Genomic DNA, 25,327 nt, shown 5'->3' on the forward strand with positions numbered 1-25,327 from the left:
ACAGACCCGTGAACGACCGCGCCTACTCGGCCGCGAAGCAGTAGAACAGGCCGTCGCCGCCGGTGCCTTTGAGCGCCTCCTGGCTGCAGCCGCCGCGCGAGGCATGCGAGGAATTCCACGACTTCGCTGCCGCCGAGTCGTCAAGCCCGGTGCGGTCGTGATGGCCCATCATGGCAACACCCTCGGCGCCGCTCATCGTCCAGTCGCCGCAGGTCTGGTCGGCGATCCTGGTGCCGTCGGGCTTGGAGCCGGTCAGCATGTCGTGCCGGTTCGGCGTGTCGCCCCGGCCGTTGATCGTCTCGCCCTTTTCGGTCAGCGCCGTCTTTTTGCTGATGCCGTTGGCGTCGCTGTGCAGCGAGGCGACATCGTCGGCGATCTTCTCGCCCTTGGCGTTGAACCACGGACCCTTGCCGATCCGGTCGCGCACGTCCTCGGTGCTGCTCGACAGGTAGGCATGCCAGGTCTTGCCGGTGACGCCGGCCGCTTCCGCCAGCGACGCGCAGTGGGCATCGGCGCCTTTCAGGCCGCCGAGATCGGCGCCCTTGCCGGAGCCGACGCTGGTCACGAAGAAGCTCATGGTCTTGTCTTGCGAGAGGGCCACGCCGGCTGTGGCCGCGAGTGCCGCGGCAATGACGGTGGCGGCAAGGAGAGTGGGTCTACGCATGTCGATCCTCCGGTTTTCGAATGTTCTACATTCGAAGAACGTTGCCGGAGGGCTATTTCATCCGTCTTCAGCTCTACTTTCAGCAGGCCTATTCCGGCTGCCGGTAGGCGACGAAGCGGTTGTGCTTGGCCCGGAAGATCAGGCCCGTCTCCTTCAACTCCGGGCTTGCCAAAGGCACGATACGTTTGGCGATCTCGGACGGATGCGGCAGCGTCTCCGGATCCTCGCCGGGCATCGCCTGCGCGCGCATCGCCGTGCGGGTAGCGCCTGGGTCGGCGGCATTGACCCGGAGCGCCAGGCTCTCGGTCTCATGCGCCCAGGAACGCATCATCGTCTCGACCGCCGCCTTGGAAGCCGCATAGGGCGCCCAGAAGGCGCGCGCCGAATGGGCCGCGCTGGACGACAGGATGATGGCGCGGCCGGCGTCTGAGAGCCTCAGCAGCGGGTCGACCGAGCGGATCAGCCGCCAGGTCGACGTGACGTTGACGGTCATCACCTTGTCGAAGGTCTTGGCCTCGACATGGCCGATCGGCGAGATGACGCCGAGCACACCGGCATTGGCAACCAGGATATCGAGCTTGCCCCAGCGTTCATGGATCGCGCCGCCCAGCCGGTCGATGCCGGGCATGTCGGTCAGGTCGAGCGGCACCAGGGTCGCCTGGCCGCGGCCATCGGCCTTGATCTGGTCGTCAAGCTCCTCCAGCCCGCCCACCGTGCGGGCGACCGCGATCACATGCGCGCCGGCCGCCGCCAGTTCCCTGGCGATGAAATAGCCGATGCCGCGCGAGGCGCCGGTTACGACCGCCACGCGGCCGGAAAGGTCGAGGGTCATGCGAGAATGTCCGTGAGCTAAAGCAATTCCAGGAAAAGTGTTCTACGGTTTTCCGTCCGGAATTGCGTCAAAACAAATATTACGACCCGCTCGACGCCAGCAGCGACAGCGTGCGCACATTGTCGTGGCCTTCGAAGTCGAGCAGGCGGGTGGGGTATTGTCCGGTGAAGCAGGCGTCGCAGAATTGCGGCTGGTCATCGTCGCGGCGCGCCTCGCCGACGGCGCGGTAGAGCCCGTCGATCGACAGAAAACCGAGCGAATCGACACGGATGAACTCCGCCATTTCCTCGACCGACATGCGCGATGCGAGCAGCTTCGACTTCTCCGGTGTGTCGACGCCGTAGAAGCAGGATGCGCTGGTCGGCGGCGAGGCGATGCGCATGTGCACTTCCTTCGCGCCGGCGTCGCGCACCATCTGCACGATCTTCTGGCTGGTGGTGCCGCGCACGATCGAATCGTCGACCAGCACCACGCGCTTGCCCTCGATCATGCGGCGGTTGGCGTTGTGCTTCAGCTTGACGCCCATGTGGCGGATCGAGTCGCCCGGTTGAATGAAGGTGCGCCCGACATAGTGGTTGCGGATGATGCCGAGCTCGAAGGGAATGCCGGCGGCCTGGGAAAAGCCGATCGCGGCCGGCGTGCCGGAATCCGGCACCGGCACGACGATGTCGGCCTCGACCGGGTTTTCCTGCGCCAGCTCGGCGCCGATGCGCTTGCGCACCTCGTAGACATTGCGGCCTTCGACCGAGGAATCCGGCCGCGCGAAATAGACATATTCGAAGATGCAGAAGCGCGTCTTCTGCGGCTCGAACGGAAAGATGCTCTCGATGCCCTTCGAGGTGACCACCACCATCTCGCCGGGCTTGATGTCGCGCACGAAGCGGGCGCCGATGATGTCGAGCGCGCAGGTCTCGGAAGCGAGGATCCAGGCGCCATCGAGGTCGCCCAGCACCAGCGGCCGGATGCCAAGCGGGTCGCGGCAGCCGATCATCTTCTTGGCTGTCATCGCAACCAGCGAGAAAGCGCCCTCGACCTGGCGCACCGCGTCGATGAAGCGCGAATTCAAATCGCGCTCCTTGCTGGTAGCGACAAGGTGCAGCAGGGTTTCGGTGTCAGACGTCGAAGAGAAGATAGAGCCCTGCTTCTGCAACGCGCGCTGCACGGTGAGCGCGTTGGTGAGATTGCCGTTATGGGCGACCGCAAGCCCGCCCTCGGCAAGCTCGGCGAAGAAGGGCTGGATGTTGCGCACGCCGGCGCCGCCTGTCGTGGCGTAGCGCGTATGGCCGATGGCGCGATTGCCCTGCAGGCTGTCGATGACGCGCTGCTTGGTGAAGGTGTCGCCGATCAGGCCGACATGGCGTTCGACATGGAACTGTGTTCCATCATAGGAGACAATGCCGGCCGCTTCCTGGCCGCGATGCTGAAGCGCGTGCAGGCCGAGTGTGACGATGGCCGCCGCGTCCAGCCGGCCGAAGATGCCGAACACACCGCATTCGTCATGGAAATGGTCGTCGGCCTCGGCGGAAGGGACATTGCCTGCATCTGCCGTTGAGTCTGCCATCTGGTGCTCAAGCTCCGCTAAAGCTGCCATATAGGGCGATCTCTCGCGGAACGCAACGCGCACCGCCGGGCATTCACAAATAGCAGGGGCAAGCCGCGCCGGCTTGCCCGCAATCAGTTTGCCGGCGCTGGAGCGGGAGCCGGGGCAGGCGCCGGAGCCGACTCGTTGTCGGCTGGGGCGTCGCCCTCGCTGTCGTCGGGCGCCGGCGCGCTGTCGTCGCCGGTGGCCGGCGGTTCGGCCGCGGGCTGGTCGGTCGTCGCCGGCGCGCCGGCCTGCGGCGTGCCCTTATGCGTGTATTTGTTGACCAGCTCTTCCGTGTTCTCGGGCAGCACGCTTTCGAGCTTGGCGCCGATCGTCTCCAGCAACGGCCGCGACTTGGCGTTGGCGATCCAGGCCGGCGCCTTGGCGCCGGCCAGCCAGTTGAAGAACAAAAGCGCCACCGCGACCACCAGGATGCCGCGTGCCGCGCCATAGAGGAAGCCGAGCGTGCGGTCGAGCGCGCCGATGCGCGAATCGATGATCCAGTCGGCGAGCTTCATGGTGATGACGGAGACGACGATCAGCGCGATCAGAAAGACGACGCCGGCGGAAGCCGCCATCGCGATCTTGTCGTTGTCGACATAGGGCTGAACATAGGGCAGGATCGGCTTGTAGAAGAAGAACGCCGCCGCCGCCGCCGCCGCCCAGGAAACCACAGACAGCACTTCGCGGGAGAAGCCGCGCACCATGGCGAGCATTGCTGAGACCAGGGTGAAGCCGACGAGGATTCCGTCAAGCAGCGTAATCGGCATGGTTCTCGCCCCACTTCCTGTCTTACGGCCCGGCGAGCCGTATCACTCCTCGTCGTCGGCACGGCCGCGCCGTGAGCCGGCTATGCGCGCCACAAGGTCGGCAAGCTCGGTGGGTTGGAAAGCGCCGGCCCCGATCCCCCCGGCAAGTTCCTCGCTACCGAGCGGCAGCACCGCGCTTCCAAAACCCAGCTTTTCGGCTTCCTTGAGGCGCTGCTGCGCATGCGCAACCGGCCTCACGGCGCCCGATAGGCTGATTTCGCCGAAATAGACGCAATCGGCGGGAAGGGCAAGACCGGTGAGCGACGAAACCAGTGCGGCGGCGACCGCGAGATCGGCCGCCGGCTCGCTGATACGGTAGCCGCCGGCGACATTGAGATAGACGTCGTGCTGGCCGAAGCGCACGCCGCAATGCGCTTCCAGCACCGCGAGCACCATCGACAGCCGCGCGCCGTCCCAGCCGACCACGGCGCGGCGCGGCGTGCCGAGCGAGGAGGGCGCGACCAGCGCCTGGATCTCCACCAGCACCGGCCTCGTGCCTTCCATGCCCGCGAAAACCGCGGCGCCCGGCGATTTCGCGTGGCGTTCGCCGAGGAAGAGCTCGGATGGATTGGAGACCTCGCGCAGGCCCTTGTCCGACATTTCGAACACACCGATCTCGTCGGTCGGCCCAAAACGGTTCTTCACCGTGCGCAGGATGCGGAAGTGGTGGTTGCCTTCGCCTTCGAAATAGAGCACGCCGTCGACCATGTGCTCGACGACGCGAGGGCCCGCGATCTGGCCTTCCTTGGTGACGTGGCCGACGAGAACGATCGCAGCGCCTGTGGATTTCGCATAGCGGATCATCGCCTGGGCGGCGGCGCGCACTTGGGTGACGGTGCCCGGGGCCGAATCGGCAAGGTCGGTCCACAGCGTCTGGATCGAATCGAGGATGACCAGATCCGGCCGCTTGCCGTCGGCGATGGTGGCGAGGATGTCTTCGACATTGGTTTCGGCGGCAAGCTCGACCGGCGTCGAGGCGACGCCGAGGCGCTGGGCTCTCAGCCTGATCTGCGCGACCGCTTCCTCGCCCGAGACATAGACGATGCGATGGCCTTTCGAAGCGAGCGCTGCGGCGGCCTGCGTCAGCAGCGTCGACTTGCCGATGCCGGGATCGCCGCCGACCAGCAGGGCCGAGCCGCGCACAAAGCCCCCGCCGGTGGCGCGGTCGAGCTCGCCGATGCCTGACACGATGCGCGGCGCGTCCTCGATGTCGCCCGACAGGCTGGTCAGCACCACGGCGCGGCCCTTGCGGGCGTTGCGTGTGTTCGCCGGCCCCGAGCCGATGCCGCCGGACGTGCCTTCCTCGACCAGCGTGTTCCACTCGCCGCAGGCATCGCATTTGCCGGCCCAGCGCTGATGCACCGAGCCGCAATTCTGGCAGATGAACTGAACGCGCGATTTGGCCATTAGGCGCGGCCCGACATTGGATAGGCTGGCGGGACGGCGCCCCCCTCTGTCTTACCGGACATCTCCCCCTCTAGTGGGGAGATCGGCAGTTTCGCCGACGGCGCCCATCTTGCAACGTCGGTGATTGGCGAAAGCCGACGCGACATCCAATCTCCCCCCTTGAGGGGGAGATGTCCGGCAGGACAGAGAGGGGGGCGAAGGAATGAGGCCTTTCTCAAGAGTTACTCAAACCTCTCCGGCAGATGATGCTCTTCCGCCAGATCCGAAAACCGCGTGAACTCGCCGTGGAAGGCGAGGCTGACGGTGCCGGTCGGTCCGTGGCGCTGCTTGGCCACGATGCACTCGGCCTTGCCGCGTGCCTCGTTCATCTCGTTTTCCCACTTGACGTATTCCTCGGTGCCGAGCTTCGGCTCGCGGTTCTTGAGGTAATATTCCTCGCGATAGACGAACAGCACCACGTCGGCGTCCTGCTCGATGGAGCCGGATTCACGCAGGTCCGAGAGCTGCGGGCGCTTGTCGTCGCGGCTTTCGACCTGACGCGACAGCTGCGACAGCGCGATGATCGGCACGCCGAGCTCCTTGGCCAGCGCTTTGAGGCCCGTGGTGATCTCGGTGATTTCCTGCACGCGGTTCTGCGAGGCCTTGGCGCTCGAGCCCTGCATCAGCTGGATATAGTCGATGACGATGAGGTCGAGGCCGCGCTGGCGCTTCAGCCGCCGCGCGCGGGCGGAGAGCTGCGCGATCGAGATACCGCCGGTCTGGTCGATGAACAGCGGGATCTTCTGCATCGTCTGCGAGCAGGCGACGAGTTTTTCGAAATCCATCTCGGTGATCTCGCCGCGGCGGATCTTCGATGACGAGATCTCGGTCTGCTCGGAGATGATGCGGGTGGCGAGCTGCTCCGACGACATTTCGAGCGAGAAGAAGCCGACGACGCCGCCATTGGCGGCTTTGAAGCTGCCATCGGCCTGCTGCGCCGGAACGTAAGCCTCGGCGATGTTGAAGGCGATGTTGGTCGCCAGGGACGTCTTGCCCATGCCCGGGCGTCCGGCGAGCACGATCAGGTCGGAAGGCTGCAGGCCGCCCATGCGGCGGTCGAGATCGCGCAGGCCGGTGGCGATGCCGGACAGATGGCCGTCGCGCATATAGGCAGCGTTGGCCATGTCGACGGCGGTCTTGACCGCATCGTTGAAGCTTTCGAAGCCGCCATCATAGCGGCCGGTCTCGGCGAGCTCGAACAGCCGCCGCTCGGCGTCCTCGATCTGGTCGGAGGGCGACATGTCGACCGGCGCGTCATAGGCGATGTTGACCATGTCCTCGCCGACGGTGATCAGCGCGCGGCGCGTCGCGAGGTCGTAGATGGCGCGGCCATAGTCGGTCGCATTGACGACGGTGACGGCTTCGACAGCAAGCCGAACGACATATTGCGCCACCGTCATGTCGCCGACCTTCTCGTCGGCCGGCAGGAAGGTCTTCAGCGTGATCGGCGTCGCGATCTTGCCCATGCGGATGAGCTCGGCCGCGACCTCGAAGATCCGGCGGTGCAGCGGCTCATGGAAATGCGCGGGCTTGAGGAAATCCGAGACACGATAGAAGGCGTCGTTGTTGACGAGGATGGCGCCCAGCAGCGCCTGCTCGGCCTCGATGTTGTTCGGTGCCTCGCGATAAAGCGGCGTCTCCGCCGCGCCGAATTTCAGTGCCGCCTCTGCCATGATATCCCCGATTTCGATCCCGCTTTCCTCGATACCAGAACGGGAAGATTCGGTGCTGACCTTTCTGCAACACTCCTCGGTCCAACCGGCTTGATGCCCAATGTTCACAGGATCGGCAAACCATCCACAGGACAGTATTCCGGTGGCCCGATTCCGTTTGACTCAGCAAGAGGCGATTCTTAGCTGCAGATATAGAACGAAGCAAGAACAATCTAGCGATTGATTGCCGTCGGGGATTTGTCCGGAACGGATCTATCGCACATGTTCGCGCAGAGTAGCGCGGACGTTCGAGATTGGCCGAAATGCTCGTGACATCGTCATCCACGGGTCTGCGCGCCGCTTCACGTCGCTCCGCCCGTGGATGACGAAGTTCAGTCGCTTCGGCTAATCTCCAACGCCGCGATTCTACTAGCGCCTTGACTATGGGTCATCTCTCCGCGTGATCGGCCTACGTGCCTCAGCCCACCACATCGCCCCAGTCCGCCCGTCGCGCCGCCTTGAAGACATCACCGTCGCGCTTGCTGAACAGCTGCTCGCCGGCGCTGCCGGCCGGCCGGCAGAGTTTCAGCACCACCTTGCCGGAGCCACCCTTCGGCGGCGCGATCACCCGTGCGGCGCGCGCTGGCGCCGGTTGCCGGGAGGCGGCGAGGTAGATGAACTTCTCGTCTTCCCACGGCACCTCAGCTTCCTTGACGAGACGGTGCAGGCGCGAACGGGCGACGCGGCGTGCGAAGTGGCACCAGTCGGGCGGCGTGAGCGGGCAGGGCGCCGCGTGCGGGCACGGCGCCAGCAGGTGCGCTCCCGCCTCGATCAGTTGTTGCCGTGCCGCGAGGATGCGCCGCCAGCCTGCGGGCGTGCCGGGCTCGACGAGGATGAGCGTGTCGGCCGCGAGCCGCCAGAGGCGATCGATGAGCTTCGGCAGCGATAAAGGCACGATCTCGTCAAGCACATAGGCGGCGCTGACGAGGTCGGCGGGCACGATGCCGTCGAGATCGATGGTCGCATCGCCGGCGATCCACTCTGTGTGGGTCGCGATCGCGCCTTCCGCGAGCGACTGGCCGACCTTGCGCACGGCAGCGCTTGCTTCGACCAGAACCGCCCGCTCTAACTCCGGCCAGGCATCTGTCGTGGCCCAAAGCATGGTGCCAGGTCCGGCGCCGACATCGAGCAGGCTCGTCGGCCGGAAGTCGGGCCGGGCCTCGCTCAACGCCTCGAGGCTGGCGCGCACGGCGGCATAGGTGGCGGGCAGCCGCGTCGCCAGATAGGCCTTGACCGCCATCTCCTCGCCCATATGCAGGCGGCCGTCGCGCAGCTCGGCGCGGTAGCGCTCCGAGAGCGTCCGCGCCGCCTGTTTCAGCGCCGGCAACGGCACCTTCTCCAGAAAGCTGTCGACCCCTTGCCGGAGCGCGGCGGGCAGTTCCATTTCAGGCTCCCTTGGAATCAAAAAGATAGAGCATGATGTTGTCCGAAAACCGCCTCACACTTTTCGGCATCATGCTCTCGGCGCAAGCAGGATGACGGAGGCACCGACGATGCAGAGCGCCGCCCCCGCCAAGTCCCAGCGGTCGGGGCGCGCGCCTTCGACCAGCCATAGCCAGCCGAGCGAGGCGGCGATGTAGATGCCGCCATAGGCGGCGTAGGCGCGGCCCGCCGCGTCGGTGTCGACCAGCGACAAAAGGAAGGCGAACAGCGCCAGCGAGAAGAGGCCGGGGAGGAGCCAGAGCGGCGACTTCTCCAGCCGCCACCACGCCCAGAACGAAAAGCAGCCGGCGATTTCGGCCAGCGCTGCCGCGGTGTAGATGAGATAGGTCATGAAAAAGGTCTCGCGAACGAGACCTTTTTCGTGGCGTCAGCCCGCAATGGCAAGCGGCAATGCGCGCCTACTCCACCTTCTTGCGGCGGATCGGCTTGGAGGCGGCAGGCGCGGCCGGCTCCTTGTGCCCGATATCGCGCAGCTCCAGCGCCTTCTCGCATTTGGCCATGTAGTCGCGCGTCATCGGCAGCGTATCGTTCTTCTTGGCGATCTGGAACTGGAAGATCACCAGGTCCTGCCAGCGGAAGGCGGCCTCGGAGGCGGCGAGATAGAACTCCCACATCCTGCAGAAATGCTCGTCATAGATCGCTTTCGCCTTGTCGCGATTGGCGGCGAAGCGCTCGCCCCAGTGCTTGAGCGTGTCGGCGTAGTGCAGCCGCAGGATCTCGATGTCGGTGACGACGAGGCCGGATTTCTCGATCGCCGGCATTACTTCGGAAAGCGCCGGGATGTAGCCGCCGGGGAAGATGTATTTGCGGATGAAGGCGCTGGTCGCCCACGGCACGCCGGAGCGGCCGATGAAGTGAAGCAGCATCACGCCGTCGGGTTTCATAAGCGTCGCGGCCTTGTCGAAGAAGGTGCGGTAATGGTTGACGCCGACATGCTCGAACATGCCGACCGAGACGATACGGTCGAAGCGCTCATTGATGTGGCGGTAATCCTTGAGATCGAAATGCACGCGGTCCTGCAACCCTTGCGCATGCGCGCGGTCGGTGGAGACGCCGTGCTGCTCGGTCGACAGCGTCACGCCCTGCACGTCGACGTCGAAGGCCTTGGCGAGGTAGAGGCCCAGCCCACCCCAGCCGGAGCCGATGTCGAGCACCGTCTGGCCGGCCTTGAGCCGAAGCTTGGCGGCGATGTGGCGCTTCTTGGCAAGCTGCGCTTCGTCCAGCGTCATGTCCGGCTGCTCGAAATAGGCGCAGGAATACTGCATGTCCTCGTCGAGGAAGAGCTTGTAGAGCTCGCCGGAAAGATCGTAGTGCCGCTCGACGTTGCGGCGCGAGCGCGAAGCGGTGTTGATCTGCTGCAGCCGGCGGAAGGCGTGGCGCAGGCCCTCGATCGCCTTCGACCAGGTCACGTCGATGCCGCTCGAGCCCATGTTCTGGAAGGCGATGCGCATCAGGCCGAGAACGCCGCCCTCGAGCACGTCGAGCTCGCCGTCCATGTAGGCTTCAGGCACCGCCAGCATCGGGTCGAAGGTGATGGCGCGCTCGGCATGCGTGGTCTTGATATGGATATGCACCGGCTCGCCGCTGCCTTCGCCGAACTTGTGCGTCGTGCCCTTCGGGCCGGTCACCTTGAGGTCGCCGACCCGTACCAGGCGTTCGAGAACGTGTTTCAACAGGATATTCATGACCAAATGTCCCCTCAGTCGGATCACCCGGTAATCGGACTGGAATGCCAGATCGAAATGCCACTGCGCGTCGCCCGCGTCCAATCGACGCGCCACGCTGTAATGTGCACAAGATATAGGGTGTCGAAAAGTTCCTTTTGGCACAAAAAAGCCCGGGTCGGAGACCCGGGCGTTGGTCCAGAAATCCTGGACGCCTGCAAGCCGAAGCGATGCTTCGGCGATAGGCAGGTCAGGCGTTCTCTTCGCCGCCTTCGAACTCGGCGTTCGGGTCGAAGAAATTTTCCGGCCGGGCGTTGTCGTTGATGTCGTCGCCGTAGATGGCTTCGGCGGTGGTCAGCGTCTCGCCCTTGGCCTGGCGCTCCGCCTCGTCGGCCGAACGGGCGATGTTGAGCGTCACGGTGACCTGGACCTCCGGATGCAGCGCGATCGCCACGTTGGAGAGGCCGATGGCCTTGATCGGCTGGTTGAGCTCGATCTGGTTGCGGTTGACGGTGAAGCCTTCGGCGGTGAGCAGATCGGCGATGTCGCGGGTCGACACCGAGCCGTAGAGCTGACCGGTCTCGCCGGCCGAGCGCACCACGATGAAGCTCTTGCCGTCGAGCTTCTCGGCGACCTGCGTGGCTTCCGACTTACGCTCGAGGTTGCGGGCTTCGAGCTGGGCGCGCTGGCCCTCGAACTTCTTCTTGTTGGCTTCGTTGGCGCGCAGCGCCTTGCCCTGCGGGAGCAGGAAATTGCGGGCGAACCCGTCCTTGACCTTGACGGTCTCGCCCATCTGGCCGAGGCGGGAAATGCGCTCGAGGAGAATGACTTCCATGATTTCGTTCCTTCGTCGGTGCCGTCGATCAGTCGATCGACATTGGATGAATTGGAACAGGTCAGGAAGCAAAAGGCGTCGCCGCCGGTGTCGCTGTCCTGCCTGTCTGGCAGTTAGAGGCTTTGGCCTCAACTCGGGCTTTGCAGTTCGAACCGGTCGTGCCCATCACGGCCGGAGGAATGAGCAGGCGGCGAGCCGCCTGCTCGAGGTTTTTAGCGGACCACGTAGGGCAGCAGGCCGAGGAAGCGGGCGCGCTTGATCGCCTTGGCGAGCTCGCGCTGCTTTTTCTGGCTGACGGCGGTGATGCGCGAAGGCACGATCTTGCCGCGCTCGGAAATGTAGCGCTGCAGCAGACGCACGTCCTTGTAGTCGATCTTGGGCGCGTTGGCGCCGGAGAACGGGCAGGTCTTGCGGCGGCGATGGAACGGGCGTCGGGTCGGGATCTGGTTGATGTCGACCATTATTCTGCACCCCCTTCAAAGCCTTCGCGCGGACGGCGCGGGCCACGATCGCCACCGCCATCGCGGTCGCCACCGAAGCTGCGCGGCGGACGGTCGCCGCGGTCGCGGTCGCCGAAGGAACGCGGGCCACGGTCGCGGTCGCCGAAGCCACCGCGCTCGGAGCGCTCTTCGCGCTTCTGCATCATCGCCGAAACGCCTTCCTCATGCGCCTCGACCTTGATGGTGAGGAAGCGAAGGACGTCTTCCGACAGGCCCATCTGGCGCTCCATCTCGTTGAGCGCGGCCGGCGGACAGGTGATGTCCATCAGCGTGTAGTAAGCCTTCCGGTTCTTCTTGACCCGGTAGGTGAGGGACTTCAGTCCCCAGTTCTCGATCCGGCCGATCGAGCCGCCATTCGCGGAGATGACGCCCTTGTACTGTTCGACAAGCGCGTCAACCTGCTGCTGCGACAGGTCCTGCCGGGCAAGAAACACATGTTCGTAAAGAGCCATTATGTTAGTGCCTTTCTTCGTTTCTCTGTCCGGCCCTCGCGGCTAAGCCTCTGCAACTTGTCTGACCCGATGGAACGGGGAAGAAAGGAGCAATCACGAGACGGTCGAGAGCGGAGACACGGGAGACCGAAGCGCTTCTGGCTTCATGCGTGGCTTCCGAAAAAACCACGGCCCTCCGTTCAGCCCCCAGCAAGGACCGGCAGATTGCGCGGGTCTATATAGCAATTCGCCAGGAAGGCAAGGCCGGGAAGGGGTCAGCGTGACTGCAGAGTGTCGCAGGTTCCAGAAAAACGCCAACGGAGCCGGTACGCGATTTTATCGATTTTGCAGTAATCGGGTTTTAACCACCACATAAGGTTGTATGCGGTTGTAACCGCCCGTTTATCATGAAAGGCGCATGAGAGGCACGCGGGCCGCAAGGCGGCAGGAAAATCGAGCAATTCCGGGGGTAGGGAATGCTTCTCAGGCAGTTTTGGCGCTCTCGGAGCGGCAATTTCTCGTTGATGCTGGCGTTGGGCGTGCCGGCCATGTTGGGGGCGGTGGCGTTTGCCACCGATGTCTCCACCCTGATGCGGGCAAAAAGCAGTCTGCAGAACGCGCTGGACGCGGCTAATCTCGCCTCCTCGCATCTCGGCGATGCCGAGACGACGCGCGTTGGAGCCTTCAACAGCTATTTCCAGGCCAACGTAGCCAGCCACGGCGAGCTCTCGAACGCCAAGGCCACGCTGACCGTCGACAGGGGCGTCAACTTCGTCAAGACCAGGGCCACCGCCTCGGCAGACGTCAATCTCAACTTCGCGTTCCTGTTTGGCGCCGAAAAGCATATCAGCGTCGATGCTTCGGCGGTCGAATCCAACAACCAGCTCGAAGTGGTGCTGGTGCTCGACAACACCGGTTCGATGGCCGGCGCGCGCATCAGCGCGCTGCGGACGGCGACCAAGTCGCTGCTCGACTATCTCGAGGCGGTCAAGTCGCCGACGCGCCAGGTGCGCGCAGCACTTGTGCCCTTCGTCACCGCCGTCAACGTCAACGGCCCCGAATTCGACCCGTCCTGGATCGACATGGACGGCAAATCGCCCGACAACGGCATCAATTTCCCGATCGTTGACGGCAAGCGGCCGAACCATATGGCGCTGTTCAAGCAGCTCGGCCAGCAAGGCGGCTGGAACAATACGGGCTGGAAGGGCTGCGTCGAAGCGCGGCCCGGCGCCTTGAACATCGCCGACTCGCCGCCGGATCCGTCGAAGCCGGAAACGCTGTTCGTGCCATATTTTGCGCCGGACGACCCTGACGTCGCCAAGAAGCCGTCGGCCTCCTACGGCAACTCGTCCACCGGCTACAACAATTCCTATCTCAATGACAGCATCGACAAGACCAAGCTGAACCAGAACATACTGGGCATCGACCTGAGCGGGCTGCTGACGGGCGTGCTCAACGCGCTGCTCAACGCGGATTTGACGACAATCGCGAAATATGTCGCCTCGACCGGCAAGGAAATCACCGAGACCGGAAATCCGATTACCATCGGTCCGAATCGTTCCTGCCCGACGCCGATCGTGCCGCTGTCCACCGATTTCAACCAGCTGCGCACCGCCGCCGCAAAGATGAGCGAATGGAACGGCTCCGGCACCAACGTCTCGGAAGGGCTCGCCTGGGGCATGCGGGTGCTGTCGCCGCAGCCGCCCTACACCGACGCCTCGCCTTACAAGACGGCCGGCGTCACCAAGGTGGTGATGCTTTTGACCGACGGCGAGAACGTCGTCTACGGCGCCTCCAACACGCCGCAGAAATCGGACTACACATCCTATGGCTACCTCGCCAGCGGCCGTTTCGGTTCGAGCAACCAGACGACGGCGGCGCGCAACGTCGACGGCTGGACCAAGGACGTCTGCACGCAGTTGAAGAACCAGGGCGTGCAGATCTACACCATGGTGCTGCAGGCCGACACGGCGGCCAATCGTTCGCTCTACAGCGCCTGCGCTTCCGATCCGAGCGACTATTACGCCGTCGAGGATCCGGCCAAGCTCCCCAACGTGTTCCAGACCATCGCCAACAAGTTCTCCAGGCTGCAGCTCACCAACTGACGAGGGTCGGCGCCGCGGCATGGGAACGATCTGGCGGAATGGAACCGCACGTCCGTTGCCGATGCACGATGCGAGGAGTGTCTGGTTTGCGCTCCTCGTGGAGCAAATTCCGCCGCAGGCCCGTCATTTCTCCCGCAACAGGCCCTTTGTGCTGCTGGGGTAGGGGCCACCTGCTTATCAACCCAGGTGGCCCAAGCCCGAACGGCGGCTTGACGTGGTTTCTATCCGAAGCGCTCAGGGCCGGGAAGCTGCCCGGGGGCGATGGAACGTGGGGGAAGGTCTATTGCGAGACCGTGAACCCACACTGCTTCTGTTCCATCTCGATCTGCTTCGTAATACGGATGGCGTTCTGTGCGTAGGCTTCGGTCACGGAACCGCTGTTCACGGTCTTGTCTTTCAGGGGGCTCACGGCTGCGCAGAGGTGGAAAACATGCGGCTCCGCGGATTTTTTGGTGCCGTCCTCCGGCGCGATCCAGTAGACGACATCCTGGCCGGCCGGGTGTTGCGCGTCCTTCGTAGCGGCAGCCACCGAGGCCGAGTCCGTGGCGATCTCCTGCGCCTGGGCGGCGACGTCGGGCGAACAGGCTGTGGTCGGCTGCCCCGCCTTGATCTGGGTCGCGCAAGCATTCATGTCCTGGGTATATTGCTCGACCGACGGAGGTTGGTAGCTGACGCCGACCAGCGTCGCGAGCACGGCCAGCACGGCGCCAAGGCCGCCGGCAACCTTCTTGGTCTGCGGATCCATGTTCTTGTCGGTCAAGATCAGGAAAACCAGCGGGAGGAAGGCAATCAGCGTGATGATCGCGCCGAGCTGGTTTTGGAAGAAGAACCTGGCCGTGTCGGATGCGCGGGCCGGATCGTGCCTATTGGCCGCCTTCCACAGCAAGTTGCCGGCGATTGCGAAGACCGCAATTCCGACCAGAAAGCCGATCAGCAGCGGCATGTTCCCGTGGTCGAACTTGTGCTGGTAGAACAGGTAGATCCCGGCGATCTCGCCGCCAACGGCGACGATCCAGCAGAGCGCCGCGAAAAGGCGCAGCCGCGTCGCGGAAGACTTCTGGCCCTGCGTCGCTTGCCAATCCTTGGTAACGTCTGGCCTGTTGTCGCTCATGACCGAATCCCCGATATCGACACTTTTGCGAGCGCGGCGGCATGTCAAAAGGCCAACCCGTTCGGCGCAGCGTCATTGAACCAACGTCTTCATCGACTGCCCTGGCGACGCGGCTAAAATGCGAGCGCCACTGCAGACCGCATCTCATCCATATTGCGCATGAATCGATCCGTCCATACCACGGACGCAGATGCCGGTGCGGCGATGGCGCCGTTCAAATCCTCTTGGCCACACCGGATCGAGAACAGAGCGCCGTATCTCGGTGCCTATGGGCAGATGCCCTCGAGCGAGAGGTCCAACCAGCGGCCCCCACTGAAGCAATGGGGCCGCATCCGCGCTGCGCCGGGTAGCAGCCGGTTCACGGGTGAACGCGGATGACCGTTTTCCCCGCGCGTCGCTCGGCCGCGTTGAAGGCTGAGATCGCCTCGTCGAGGGTAGCGACTTTGCCGATGTTCGTCCGCAGTCGTCCGTCCCGCACCCGCTGAACGATCTCACCCAGTTGGGCACGATCGGACTCGACCACGAAGTCGATGGCCAGGCCATCCACGGGACGTGCCTCGGTCGGGCCGACCGCGGTCACCAGTATGCCTCCGGCTCGAATCAGAGCCGTGGACCGCTTCTGAATGTCGCCGCCGATGACATCGAACACCAGATCGATCCGACCGATGTCCTCCAGGGTGTCGTTCTCAAGATCGACGAACGTATTTGCGCCGAAGTCGAGCGCCTTCTGGCGGTCGCCGGCACGTCCGGTGCCGATGACATAGGCGCCGGCCTCGCGTGCGAGCTGCGTCACCATGGACCCGACTGCGCCGGCCGCGCCGTGAGCGAGGACGCTCTGGCCGGCCTGAAGGCGGCCGTGTTGAAAGAGTCCCTGCCATGCGGTCAGGCCCGAGATCGGCAGGCTCGCGCCCACCGTGAAGTCGACATCGCCCGGCAGCGGCGCGAGGTTGCGCGCCTCCATGGCCACATATTCCGCCAGCGTCCCGTCGCGGTGCCAGTCGGCGAGGCCGAACACGCGCTGTCCAACCGAGAGCCCGGTCGTGCCGTAGCCGAGAGCGGTGACCACCCCGGCCAGTTCGTGTCCAGGGATCGATGGTGTCCGGTCACGATCGCGGCGGTCGGCCCAGGTCGAGGGCCACTCGAGTTCAGTCGGGACGAATCCCGATGCATGAACCCGGACAACGACGTCGTTTATCGCTGCCTGCGGCTCGGGCCGGTCCACCAGCGTCATCCCGGCCGTCCCTGCGGCCTGGTCCTCCACAACAATTGCTTTCATGAAGATTGTCTCCTCGATCGTTCGTGACGATGGCCGCTAGATGTGTCCGGCTCTGGTCATGAAACAGGACCAAGATTGGCGGGAATGATGGTACCATTGCTCAATGACCGTTGTGCCCATCGATCTCGACCGTGCCGCAAGAACGCCGCTGGCGACGCAGATCTACCGGGCGTTCCGGGACGCCATCGAGACGGAGCGGCTGGACCCCGGGGCGAAGCTCCCTTCTTGGCGTGATATGGCCGCACAGCTCGGCGTCTCGCGCGGCACCGTACGCGTCGCGTATCAGCGCCTCATCGACGAGCAGTTCGCCATCGGCGCCGGCGCGGCGGGCACCCGCGTCGCCAAGCGCCCCTCGCTTTCGTCGCCGCCCCTGTCGTCGACAGACTTGCCGCCTCTGCCGGAGCTGTTCCAAACCTATGGAACAGCGCCCTTGCCGTTCCAGATGGGCGTGCCCTCACAAGACGCCTTTCCGTTCAAGCTTTGGTCGCGGGTCGTCGCGCGAGCGGCGCGGCGGGCGGCGGCGGCGCCGGTCAGCTATCCCGATCCCCGGGGTGATCCGCAGCTGCGAAAGGAGATCGCGGCCTATCTGGGAATTGCACGGGGTCTTCGGTGCAGTCCCGCCCAGGTGTTCGTCACGGGAGGTTATTCCGGGGCGCTTGGTCTGGTGGTGCGGGCTCTGCAGGTGGAGGGGGCGCGAGCCTTGATCGAGGATCCGAGCTTCCCGATCACACGCAAAGCGCTCGAGCTGGCAGGGATCGCCGCGACGGCCGTTGCGGTCGACGCCGAAGGCCTGGATGTCGCTTGCGCCATCCAGAGCGCCCAGGACGCGGCACTGGCAATCATCACGCCAGGGCAACATGCCCCGCTCGGGATGACGATGTCGCTGACCCGCAGGCTTGCGTTGCTCGCCTGGGCTCGGCGGAGCGACGCCTGGATCATCGAGGACGATTATCTGAGCGAGCTGCAACTGACCGGCCGGGCGGCTCCAGCGCTCGCATCGCTCGATCACGGCGGACGGGTCCTCCATGTTGGCAGCTTCAGCAAGACGATCAGCCCAGCTCTGCGCCTCGGCTTCGTCGTTGCGCCCTTGGGACTGACTGGCCGGTTCGGTGACGTGTGCGCTTGCCTGGCGCCGGCTCCAGCCCCGGCGCTCCAGGGCGCGGTGGCCGAGTTCCTGCGCGAGGGGCATTATATTCGGCATCTGCGGCGCATGAAGCGCCTCTATGCCTCTCGGCGGCAGGCGGTGCTCGATGGTCTCGCGCAGGTCGGGTCGAAGTCGCTGAAAGTCGAAGCCACTGCTGGCCTGGCGGTCATCGTCTCGACAACCGCCTCGGTGTCGGATGTAGAGATCGCCGGCCGCGCCCGCTCGTTCGGCTTGGCTCCGTCGCCTCTTTCTCAGTGGTGCGTCCGATCACCCCCGTCACAGGGACTCCTGCTCGGCGTGACCAACTTGGATACGCGCCGGCTCACGCAATATTGCCGACAGCTTGCGGAAGCGGCGCAATAGCACCCTTCGCATTCACCGATCCTTGAAGGCCTGTCACTGCCGCGGTTTGCGGCGCCCCCGCCTCCAACGACCGCCCATCTCAGCTCGTATGCGCGACGAGCTTGTCCACCGTCTCGGGGAAGAAGTCGGGCGCCGAGTGCCGCTTGCCGAACATCATGTCGTACTGGATGAGCCGGAAATCGTTGATCTTCGGATCGATCTGCTTCTGCCGCGCCCAGTCCGGCGTCGCTTCGCCAGCGGGCGACAAAAGCAGGTTGCGGTCGACCACCCGGTAGCGTTCGCGCAGCGCGCCGAGGAAGCCGGTGTAATAGGGGTGGGTGATGCCGGCCGTGGTCAGGATATGGTAGGGCAGGAAGGCCGGGCTCACCGAGCCCAGGTTCTGCACCGGACCGGAGCGGTTCGACCAGATGATCAGCGGCGTGTCGTGATGCTCGAGCGCGGCGTCGGCGCTAGGCTCCTTGCGCGGCGCGACATTGTCCTTGAGGAAGCCGGTTTCGACATAGACGGGTCCGAGCGGCGGCAGGTGGTCGCCGAAGAAGGCGATGATGGTCGGCCGCTGGCGCACCTTCGCCCAGTCGATCAGCCGCTGCAGGCCGCGATCGGCGTCGGCCGAGCCCTCGGCATAGGAAAGCAGCGATTCCCGCGCCCAGGAACTGATCGGCGCGTCGACCGAATGCGTCGGGTTGGAGTAGCGATAGGGCTCGTAAGGACCGTGGTTCTGCAGGCTGACGGCGAACAGGAACACCGGATCGTCGCTGGCGTCGGCCTCGCGGATGATCTCGTCGGTCATCGCCGCGTCCGAGGCGAGCGGCCCGCGCTTTTCCATCGGCGGCAGCGTCTCTTCCGAGCGGAAGTCGTTGAAGCCGAAATCGGCATAGACGGCGCCGCGGTTCCAGAACCAGTTGGTGCCCGGATGGATGGCGCGCGCCCGGTAGCCCTCGCTCTTCAGGAAGGTCGCCAGCGAGGGCGTCGGGGTGCGCACATATTGCTGGTAAGGGATCGAGCCGGCCGGCAGGAAGGCGTTGGAAAAGCCGGTCAGCGCCTCGAACTCGATATTGGCGGTCATGCCGCCGAACTCAGGCGAGAACATCGAGCCGGAGCGCAACGCCCTGACCGTCGGGATCGGGTCGGGCTTGATGGCGACGCCGGGCAACTGCGTCGGATCCCAGAAGGATTCGCTCATCACAACCACGATATCCGGCTTCTCGCCCGGCACCGACGCGGCGACGTCGGAGCGCTGGATCGCGTCCATCGTCTTTTCCGAATAGCCGGGTGGCGCCGAGACATGCGCCATCGGCACGTTCATCGCGAAGGCCAGCGCAAAGCCGTTGGAGGCATAGTTTTCCTTCTGGTCCCACATGATCGGGATGATCTGCAGCCGGTCGCGCGTCCACGAGAAGGTCGCGTAGTCCATGATCGAGACGAAGAAAGCGAGCAGCGGCACGGCAAGCGCCAGCCGCGCCAGGCGGCCCTTGCGGCTGAGGATCGGCACCCGCCGCCGCCAGGTCCGCCAGCCGTAGACGAGCAGCGTCAGGCCGCCGACGATGCCGACCGCCATCATGACGGCCGTCCACGGCCGCTCGCGCACCAGAAGCGGCATAAGCGCCACGATCTGGCGGGCAAACAGAAAATCCGTGGGGTAGAGGGGATCACCGAGATAGTGCGATTTCTGGTGGCCGACAAAGGCCAGCGCCAGCGTCAGCGGCGCCACGATCATCAGGCTCTGGTGGCTGCGCCCGAGGATGGCGTCGAGCCCGACCAGCACCAGGGCGAAGACGATGATGGTGGTCCAGCCCGGCTTGAAGGGCTGCAGGAAGAAATCGACCGTGCCGAAGAAATCGCCGCGCACGATCCATTCGATCGCGAACACGAGCAGTGCGGAAACCAGAAGCGTCGTCAGGCCGTAGCGTACCGTCGGCCATGCCCGCCCCGGCAGGTAGCCGGTGGACGGATCGTCTTCCAAAAACTGCGGCACGGGTTTGGCCGCGCCTTTCCTGATCCTTGCCACTCTGCTTCCCCCGGCCACGCACCCGCCTTCCACACGCGTCACGCTTCTGTCATCGAAGTGTCACGCAAAGCTAGCGCCTGTGGCGGAAATAAGAAGAGCCAGCAAACTAAACGTGAGCGGTTTTCATCAGGTGTGATCGCCAAAAAGCCTTTTGGAACAGGGAGTCAGCGCGGTTTTCCGGCTGAAATGCGGGCGGAAGAGATGCCCGCGGGCTTGACTTGGCCGTCCGCCTTGCGCCAGAGGCAGGGAAAACCAGCCTTTGGAGAGACCTCAAATGGCCGTCGCATTCACCTTTCCGGGACAGGGCAGCCAGGCCGTCGGCATGGGCAAGGACCTCGCCGATCAATTCCCCGAAGCGCGCCGCGTCTTCGAGGAAGTGGACGCCGCGCTCGGCGAAAAACTGTCGAAACTGATCTGGGAAGGCCCGGAAGAGACGCTGACGCTGACCGCCAACGCGCAGCCGGCGCTGATGGCGGTGTCGCTGGCGGCGATGCGGGCGCTCGAAGCGCGCGGCTTCTCGCTGAAGGACAAGGTGGCTTATGTGGCCGGTCATTCGCTGGGCGAATATTCCGCGCTTGCCGCTGCCGGCTTCGTTTCGGTCGGCGATGCGGCGCGGCTGCTTCGGACCCGCGGCAACGCCATGCAGGCGGCGGTGCCGGCCGGCGAGGGCGCCATGGCCGCCATCATCGGGCTGGAGCAGGCAGATGTCGAAGCCGCTTGCGCCGAGGCCGCCAAAGGCTCCGTCTGCCAGGTCGCCAACGACAATGGCGGCGGCCAGCTGGTGATTTCCGGCGCCAAGGCGGCGGTCGAGCTGGCGGCGAAGCTGTGCACTGAAAAGGGCGCCAAGCGGGCGCTGATGCTGCAGGTTTCCGCTCCCTTCCACTCGGCGCTGATGGCGCCGGCGGCCGACATCATGCGCGAGGCGCTGGCGGGCGTGGCCAAGCAGGCGCCGGTGGTCCCCGTCGTCTCCAACGTGACGGTGACGCCGACCAGCGATCCGGACGAGATCGCCCGCCGGCTGGTCCAGCAGGTCACCGGCCGCGTGCGCTGGCGCGAGACGGTGGAATGGTTCGGCGCAAATGGTGTGGCAACGCTCTACGAGGTCGGCGCTGGCAAGGTGCTGTCGGGTCTGGCGCGCCGCATCAACCGCGACATCGCCACCGGCGCCATCGGCACGGCGGCGGAAGTCGAGGCGGCGCTGGCGGCACTTGGCTAAGGAGCGCTCGAACGTTACCGATAGGTGTCGAATTGTTCACTTCGAAGATTGGTCTAAGCAAAACCGAACGGCTGAACGAGGACTATCGCGTTGCAGGTGAGGTTGTGGAGCGCATTCGGCGCGGTGACGAGGATGTACAAAAGGCCGAAGATTTCTGGCGTGGTTTGGATGATTTGACATATACGGAGCCAGGATCGCCCGCGGCGAATTCGGAAAAATGAGGTTGCAAAAATGTTCGAACTGACCGGCCGCAAGGCGCTCGTCACCGGCGCAACGGGTGGCATCGGCGAGGCGATCGCCAGGGTGCTGCACAGCCAGGGCGCCATCGTCGGCCTGCACGGCACCCGTGTCGAGAAGCTGGAGGCCCTGGCTGGCGAATTGGGCGACCGCGTAAAACTGTTTCCGGCGGATCTGACCAACCGCGACGCGGTCAAGGCGCTCGGGCAGAAGGCGGAAGCCGATCTCGAGGGCGTCGACATCCTGGTCAACAATGCCGGTATCACCAAGGACGGCCTGTTCGTGCGCATGTCGGACGCCGACTGGGACACCGTGATCGAGGTGAACCTCACCGCCGTGTTCCGGCTCACCCGCGAGCTGACCCATCCGATGATGCGCCGCCGTCATGGCCGCATCATCAACATCACCTCGGTGGTCGGCGTCACCGGCAATCCCGGCCAGACCAATTACTGCGCCTCCAAGGCCGGCATGATCGGCTTTTCCAAGTCGCTGGCGCAGGAGATCGCCACCCGCAACATCACCGTCAACTGCGTCGCCCCGGGCTTCATCGAATCGGCCATGACCGACAAGCTCAACGACAAGCAGAAAGAGACGATCATGGCCGCGATCCCGACAAGGCGCATGGGCACCAGCGCCGAGGTCGCGTCCGCCGTCGCCTATCTTGCTTCCAATGAGGCGGCTTACGTTACCGGCCAGACCATTCATGTGAATGGCGGCATGGCGATGATCTGACGGGGTGATGGTCTGACCGACTAGGGTCGGCCGCGCCTGTGAAAACAGCCATTTCGGCTTGGACGCCCGCCATTTTTCGTGTAATGCGGCCCGCAACCCGGCGGTTCGGGCAAAAGCCGGTCCTGTGGCGTTGCGTTGCCCGCAAGACCATCTTTCAGCTTGATTAGCGGCATTCCGCCCGCTAACGAAGATAGACAACATGAGACGAGGATTGCCCCAAATGAGTGACACCGCAGAGCGCGTCAAGAAGATCGTCATCGAGCATCTCGGCGTCGATGCCGACAAGGTGACGGAGCAGGCGAGCTTCATCGACGATCTGGGCGCGGACAGCCTCGACACGGTCGAACTCGTCATGGCGTTCGAAGAAGAATTCGGCGTCGAGATTCCGGACGATGCCGCCGAGACCATCCTGACCGTCGGCGACGCCGTGAAGTATATCGACAAGGCCTCGGCCTGAGTTCTTTCGCAGGCATTACCGGGGAGGACCTGCGATGAGGCGTGTCGTCGTCACGGGCCTTGGCCTGCTTTCGCCGTTTGGCACGGGCGTCGAGCACAGCTGGCGGGAATTGCTCTCCGGCCGCAGCGCTTGCCGCCGCGTCACTGAATTCGAGGTGGACGATCTTGCCTGCAAGATCGCCCACGTCATCCCGCGCGGCGACGGCTCGAACGGCACCTTCAATCCGGAGGCCGTGCTCGAGCCGAAGGAACTGCGCAAGATCGGCGAGTTCATCCTTTACGGCATCGCGGCCGCCGACGAGGCGCTGGCCGATTCCGGCTGGAAGCCTCAGACGCATGAGGAGCAATGCGCCACCGGCGTGCTGATCGGCTCCGGCATTGGCGGCATCGACGGCATCGCGGAAAACGCGATGATCCTCAAGGAACGCGGCCCGCGCCGCATCAGCCCCTTCTTCATTCCCGGGCAGATCATCAACCTGGTTTCCGGCCAGGTCTCCATCCGCCACGGCCTGAAAGGCCCGAACCATGCGGTGGTCACCGCATGCTCGACCGGCGCGCACGCCATCGGCGATGCGGCCCGGCTGATCATGTGGGGCGATGCCGATGTGATGCTGGCGGGCGGCGCCGAAGCGCCGATCACCCGGCTGTCGATTGCCGGCTTCGCCGCCTGCCGCGCGCTTTCCACCGAGCGCAACGACAGCCCCGAAACAGCATCGCGTCCCTATGATCGCGACCGCGACGGCTTCGTCATGGGCGAGGGCGCCGGCGTCGTCGTCCTGGAGGAGCTGGAGCACGCCAAGGCGCGCGGCGCCAAGATCTATGCCGAAGTCACCGGCTATGGCCTGACTGGCGATGCCCACCATATCACCGCGCCGGCCGAAGATGGCGATGGCGCCTTCCGCTGCATGACGGCGGCGCTGAACCGCGCGAAACTCTCGCCGGCCGACGTCGACTACATAAACGCGCACGGCACCTCGACCATGGCCGACACGATCGAGCTTGGCGCGGTCGAGCGGCTGGTCGGCAATGCCGCCTCGAAGATTTCGATGTCGTCGACCAAGTCGTCGATCGGTCATCTGCTGGGCGCCGCGGGTGCCGCGGAAGCGATCTTTTCGATCCTTGCCATCCGCGACAACGTAGCGCCCGCCACCATCAATCTCGACAATCCGGAGCGCGAGACGGCGATCGATCTCGTGCCGAACAAGCCGCGCCTGCGCCAGATCGACGTCGCGCTGTCGAATTCCTTCGGCTTCGGCGGCACCAACGCCTCGCTCGTGTTCCAGCGTTACAATGGCTGAAAGATTCCAGGGAAGCGTGCATAGCCGTTTCCGACCGGGATTGCTCAGAGACAGACAATCAGCCGGCAGTCCCGCCACCTGCCGTCATTTTTGCCAAATTCTCCCCTAGCTTCTTGCCGGGGGATTCGTTGCAGATCAGACGGTAGGGCGCGCCCATGAGCACAAATCCGGGGAGCACAAATCCTGGGGCCGCAAATCCAGGCGGCGAAGGGGAATTCGGACGGCAAGGCACAAAGGGCCCGATCGTGCCGAAGACCGCGGCCGAGGCGTTGCGCCCGGAAGCCGGCACGCCGCCGCCGTCGAAGCGCTCGCGCGCCTCGCGCAGCCAGGTCGTCGTGTTCCTCAATTTCTTCCTCTCCATGGTCATCCTGGTCGTGCTCGCCTCGGGAGCCGCGCTCTATTTCGGCATGCAGGCTTTCGTCGAGCCCGGTCCGTCCGCCAATGGCGATACTTTCATGATCAAGCCGAACACCGGCGTCCAGGAGATCGCCGACCAGCTCGAACGCCGCAGCCTGATCAGCGATGCCCGCATCTTCCGGCTCGGCGTGCGCGCCACCGGCAATGAAACGGCGCTGAAGGCTGGCGAATACGCCATCAAGCCGCGCGCCTCGATGCGCGACATCATGGACCTCTTCAAGAGCGGCAAGTCGGTGATGTACTCGCTCACCATTCCCGAAGGGCTGACGGTCGAGCAGGCGCTGCAGCGCGTCGCCGATCAGGAGGCGCTTACCGGCGACATGCCGCCGAGCTTGCCGCCGGAGGGCAGCATTGCCACCGACACGCTGCGCTTCACGCGCGGCGCCACCAGGCAGCAGATGGTCGACAAGCTGGTTGCCGACCAGAAGAAGCTCGTCGACGACGTCTGGTCGCATCGCGCGCCCGACCTGCCGGTCGCCAACGTCGATGACTTCGTCACGCTGGCTTCCATCGTCGAGAAGGAGACGGGCCGCAGCGACGAGCGCTCGCGCGTCGCTGCCGTGTTCCTCAATCGCCTGGCCAAGGGCATGCGGCTGCAGTCCGACCCGACCATCATCTACGGTCTGTTCGGCGGCAAGGGAAAGCCGGCCGACCGGCCGATCTATCAGTCGGACCTCGACAAGCAGACGCCCTACAACACCTACATGATCAAGGGCCTGCCGCCGACGCCGATCGCCAATCCCGGTCGCGCTGCGCTCGAAGCGGTCGCCAATCCGTCGAAGACCGACGACCTCTATTTCGTCGCCGACGGCAATGGCGGCCATGTCTTTGCCGCGACGCTGGAAGAGCATAACCAGAATGTCGCCCGCTACCGGGCGCTGCAGAAGAAGCAGGCGGATGCTGCGGCCAAGGCTTCCGGCCAGACGACGGCGCCGGCCGCTCCCGATGGCAATGCCGACGGCAATGACGCCGGGGACAATGGCGACGGCGGCGAGAACGGCGACGCTGCCCAGTAGGCTTGCCGCACGCGTCCTTTGACGCGAGGC

At 64.8% G+C, this 25,327-nt stretch carries 22 protein-coding genes; 7 read left to right on the forward strand and 15 right to left on the reverse strand.

The features are described 5' to 3' along the window. Positions 1 to 22 precede the first annotated feature (22 nt). The 12 genes from LB572_RS19330 to rpsF all read right to left on the reverse strand — a co-directional run bounded on the left by LB572_RS19330 (position 23) and on the right by rpsF (position 11,939). Positions 23 to 664, reverse strand: a complete 642-nt coding sequence (locus LB572_RS19330) for a hypothetical protein (RefSeq protein ID WP_140806374.1) — start codon at positions 662 to 664, stop codon at positions 23 to 25. A gap of 88 nt (positions 665 to 752) precedes the next feature. Next, a complete protein-coding gene (locus LB572_RS19335) occupies positions 753 to 1,496 on the reverse strand; it encodes an SDR family NAD(P)-dependent oxidoreductase (protein WP_140806376.1) in 744 nt (247 codons plus the stop codon). 79 nt (positions 1,497 to 1,575) lie between these two features. Next, the gene (gene purF / locus LB572_RS19340) at positions 1,576 to 3,057 is read right to left on the reverse strand and encodes an amidophosphoribosyltransferase (protein WP_224668829.1); all 1,482 of its coding nucleotides are present in this window, start codon (positions 3,055 to 3,057) and stop codon (positions 1,576 to 1,578) included. Between the two features lie 113 nt (positions 3,058 to 3,170). Further along, positions 3,171 to 3,848 carry a CvpA family protein gene (locus LB572_RS19345; RefSeq protein ID WP_224668830.1) on the reverse strand — a complete coding sequence of 226 codons (678 nt, stop codon included), beginning with the start codon at positions 3,846 to 3,848 and terminating at the stop codon, positions 3,171 to 3,173. Positions 3,849 to 3,890: 42 nt separating this feature from the next. Continuing rightward, on the reverse strand, positions 3,891 to 5,294 hold the full coding sequence (radA, locus tag LB572_RS19350) for a DNA repair protein RadA (RefSeq protein ID WP_140806398.1): 1,404 nt from the start codon (positions 5,292 to 5,294) through the stop codon (positions 3,891 to 3,893). A 221-nt stretch (positions 5,295 to 5,515) separates the two neighbouring features. Then, complete coding sequence (locus LB572_RS19355) at positions 5,516 to 7,006, reverse strand: replicative DNA helicase (RefSeq protein ID WP_140806411.1); 1,491 nt, start codon at positions 7,004 to 7,006, stop codon at positions 5,516 to 5,518. Positions 7,007 to 7,463: 457 nt separating this feature from the next. Further along, positions 7,464 to 8,429, reverse strand: a complete 966-nt coding sequence (locus LB572_RS19360) for a small ribosomal subunit Rsm22 family protein (RefSeq protein WP_224668831.1) — start codon at positions 8,427 to 8,429, stop codon at positions 7,464 to 7,466. A gap of 69 nt (positions 8,430 to 8,498) precedes the next feature. Beyond that, entirely contained in the window at positions 8,499 to 8,819 is a 321-nt protein-coding gene (locus tag LB572_RS19365; protein WP_224668832.1) for a YnfA family protein, read from the reverse strand. A 67-nt stretch (positions 8,820 to 8,886) separates the two neighbouring features. Further along, positions 8,887 to 10,173, reverse strand: coding sequence for an SAM-dependent methyltransferase (locus LB572_RS19370; RefSeq protein WP_224668833.1), 1,287 nt, complete (start codon positions 10,171 to 10,173; stop codon positions 8,887 to 8,889). A gap of 229 nt (positions 10,174 to 10,402) precedes the next feature. Beyond that, positions 10,403 to 10,987 carry a 50S ribosomal protein L9 gene (gene rplI / locus LB572_RS19375; RefSeq protein ID WP_140806436.1) on the reverse strand — a complete coding sequence of 195 codons (585 nt, stop codon included), beginning with the start codon at positions 10,985 to 10,987 and terminating at the stop codon, positions 10,403 to 10,405. A gap of 212 nt (positions 10,988 to 11,199) precedes the next feature. Next, positions 11,200 to 11,448 carry a 30S ribosomal protein S18 gene (gene rpsR, locus LB572_RS19380; protein ID WP_006203718.1) on the reverse strand — a complete coding sequence of 83 codons (249 nt, stop codon included), beginning with the start codon at positions 11,446 to 11,448 and terminating at the stop codon, positions 11,200 to 11,202. Continuing rightward, positions 11,448 to 11,939, reverse strand: a complete 492-nt coding sequence (rpsF, locus tag LB572_RS19385) for a 30S ribosomal protein S6 (RefSeq protein WP_224668834.1) — start codon at positions 11,937 to 11,939, stop codon at positions 11,448 to 11,450. The genes rpsR and rpsF overlap by 1 nt, the downstream gene beginning before the upstream one ends. Positions 11,940 to 12,394: 455 nt before the next feature. On the opposite strand from rpsF, the gene LB572_RS19390 reads away from it, so the two are divergent. Next, positions 12,395 to 14,023, forward strand: coding sequence for a pilus assembly protein (locus LB572_RS19390; RefSeq protein WP_224668835.1), 1,629 nt, complete (start codon positions 12,395 to 12,397; stop codon positions 14,021 to 14,023). A 280-nt stretch (positions 14,024 to 14,303) separates the two neighbouring features. Here the strand turns inward: LB572_RS19390 and LB572_RS19395 are convergent, their stop codons facing one another. Together LB572_RS19395 and LB572_RS19400 are read right to left on the reverse strand one after the other, a co-directional pair. Continuing rightward, positions 14,304 to 15,134, reverse strand: coding sequence for a hypothetical protein (locus LB572_RS19395; RefSeq protein ID WP_224668836.1), 831 nt, complete (start codon positions 15,132 to 15,134; stop codon positions 14,304 to 14,306). Positions 15,135 to 15,492: 358 nt separating this feature from the next. Beyond that, a complete protein-coding gene (locus LB572_RS19400; protein WP_224668837.1) occupies positions 15,493 to 16,410 on the reverse strand; it encodes an NADP-dependent oxidoreductase in 918 nt (305 codons plus the stop codon). A 103-nt stretch (positions 16,411 to 16,513) separates the two neighbouring features. Between LB572_RS19400 and LB572_RS19405 the strand changes: the two genes are divergently transcribed. After that, positions 16,514 to 17,917 (forward strand): PLP-dependent aminotransferase family protein, encoded by a 1,404-nt coding sequence (locus tag LB572_RS19405; protein WP_224668838.1) that lies wholly within the window; start codon positions 16,514 to 16,516, stop codon positions 17,915 to 17,917. A gap of 79 nt (positions 17,918 to 17,996) precedes the next feature. On the opposite strand, the gene LB572_RS19410 is transcribed toward LB572_RS19405, so the two are convergent. Next, the gene (locus LB572_RS19410; RefSeq protein WP_224668839.1) at positions 17,997 to 19,925 is read right to left on the reverse strand and encodes an LTA synthase family protein; all 1,929 of its coding nucleotides are present in this window, start codon (positions 19,923 to 19,925) and stop codon (positions 17,997 to 17,999) included. 274 nt (positions 19,926 to 20,199) lie between these two features. On the opposite strand from LB572_RS19410, the gene fabD reads away from it, so the two are divergent. The 5 genes from fabD (at position 20,200) to mltG (ending at position 25,297) form a co-directional block, all read left to right on the forward strand. Next, complete coding sequence (gene fabD / locus LB572_RS19415) at positions 20,200 to 21,141, forward strand: ACP S-malonyltransferase (RefSeq protein WP_224668840.1); 942 nt, start codon at positions 20,200 to 20,202, stop codon at positions 21,139 to 21,141. Between the two features lie 231 nt (positions 21,142 to 21,372). Beyond that, a complete protein-coding gene (fabG, locus tag LB572_RS19420; protein WP_224668841.1) occupies positions 21,373 to 22,110 on the forward strand; it encodes a 3-oxoacyl-[acyl-carrier-protein] reductase in 738 nt (245 codons plus the stop codon). A gap of 220 nt (positions 22,111 to 22,330) precedes the next feature. Further along, a complete protein-coding gene (locus tag LB572_RS19425) occupies positions 22,331 to 22,567 on the forward strand; it encodes an acyl carrier protein (protein WP_006203723.1) in 237 nt (78 codons plus the stop codon). A gap of 34 nt (positions 22,568 to 22,601) precedes the next feature. Then, positions 22,602 to 23,864, forward strand: coding sequence for a beta-ketoacyl-ACP synthase II (fabF, locus tag LB572_RS19430; RefSeq protein WP_224668842.1), 1,263 nt, complete (start codon positions 22,602 to 22,604; stop codon positions 23,862 to 23,864). A gap of 155 nt (positions 23,865 to 24,019) precedes the next feature. Then, on the forward strand, positions 24,020 to 25,297 hold the full coding sequence (mltG, locus tag LB572_RS19435) for an endolytic transglycosylase MltG (protein ID WP_224668843.1): 1,278 nt from the start codon (positions 24,020 to 24,022) through the stop codon (positions 25,295 to 25,297). Positions 25,298 to 25,327: the final 30 nt, after the last annotated feature.

Origin of the sequence: Mesorhizobium sp. BH1-1-5 (genome assembly GCF_020165615.1) — a bacterium.
Taxonomy (GTDB): Bacteria; Pseudomonadota; Alphaproteobacteria; order Rhizobiales; family Rhizobiaceae; genus Mesorhizobium.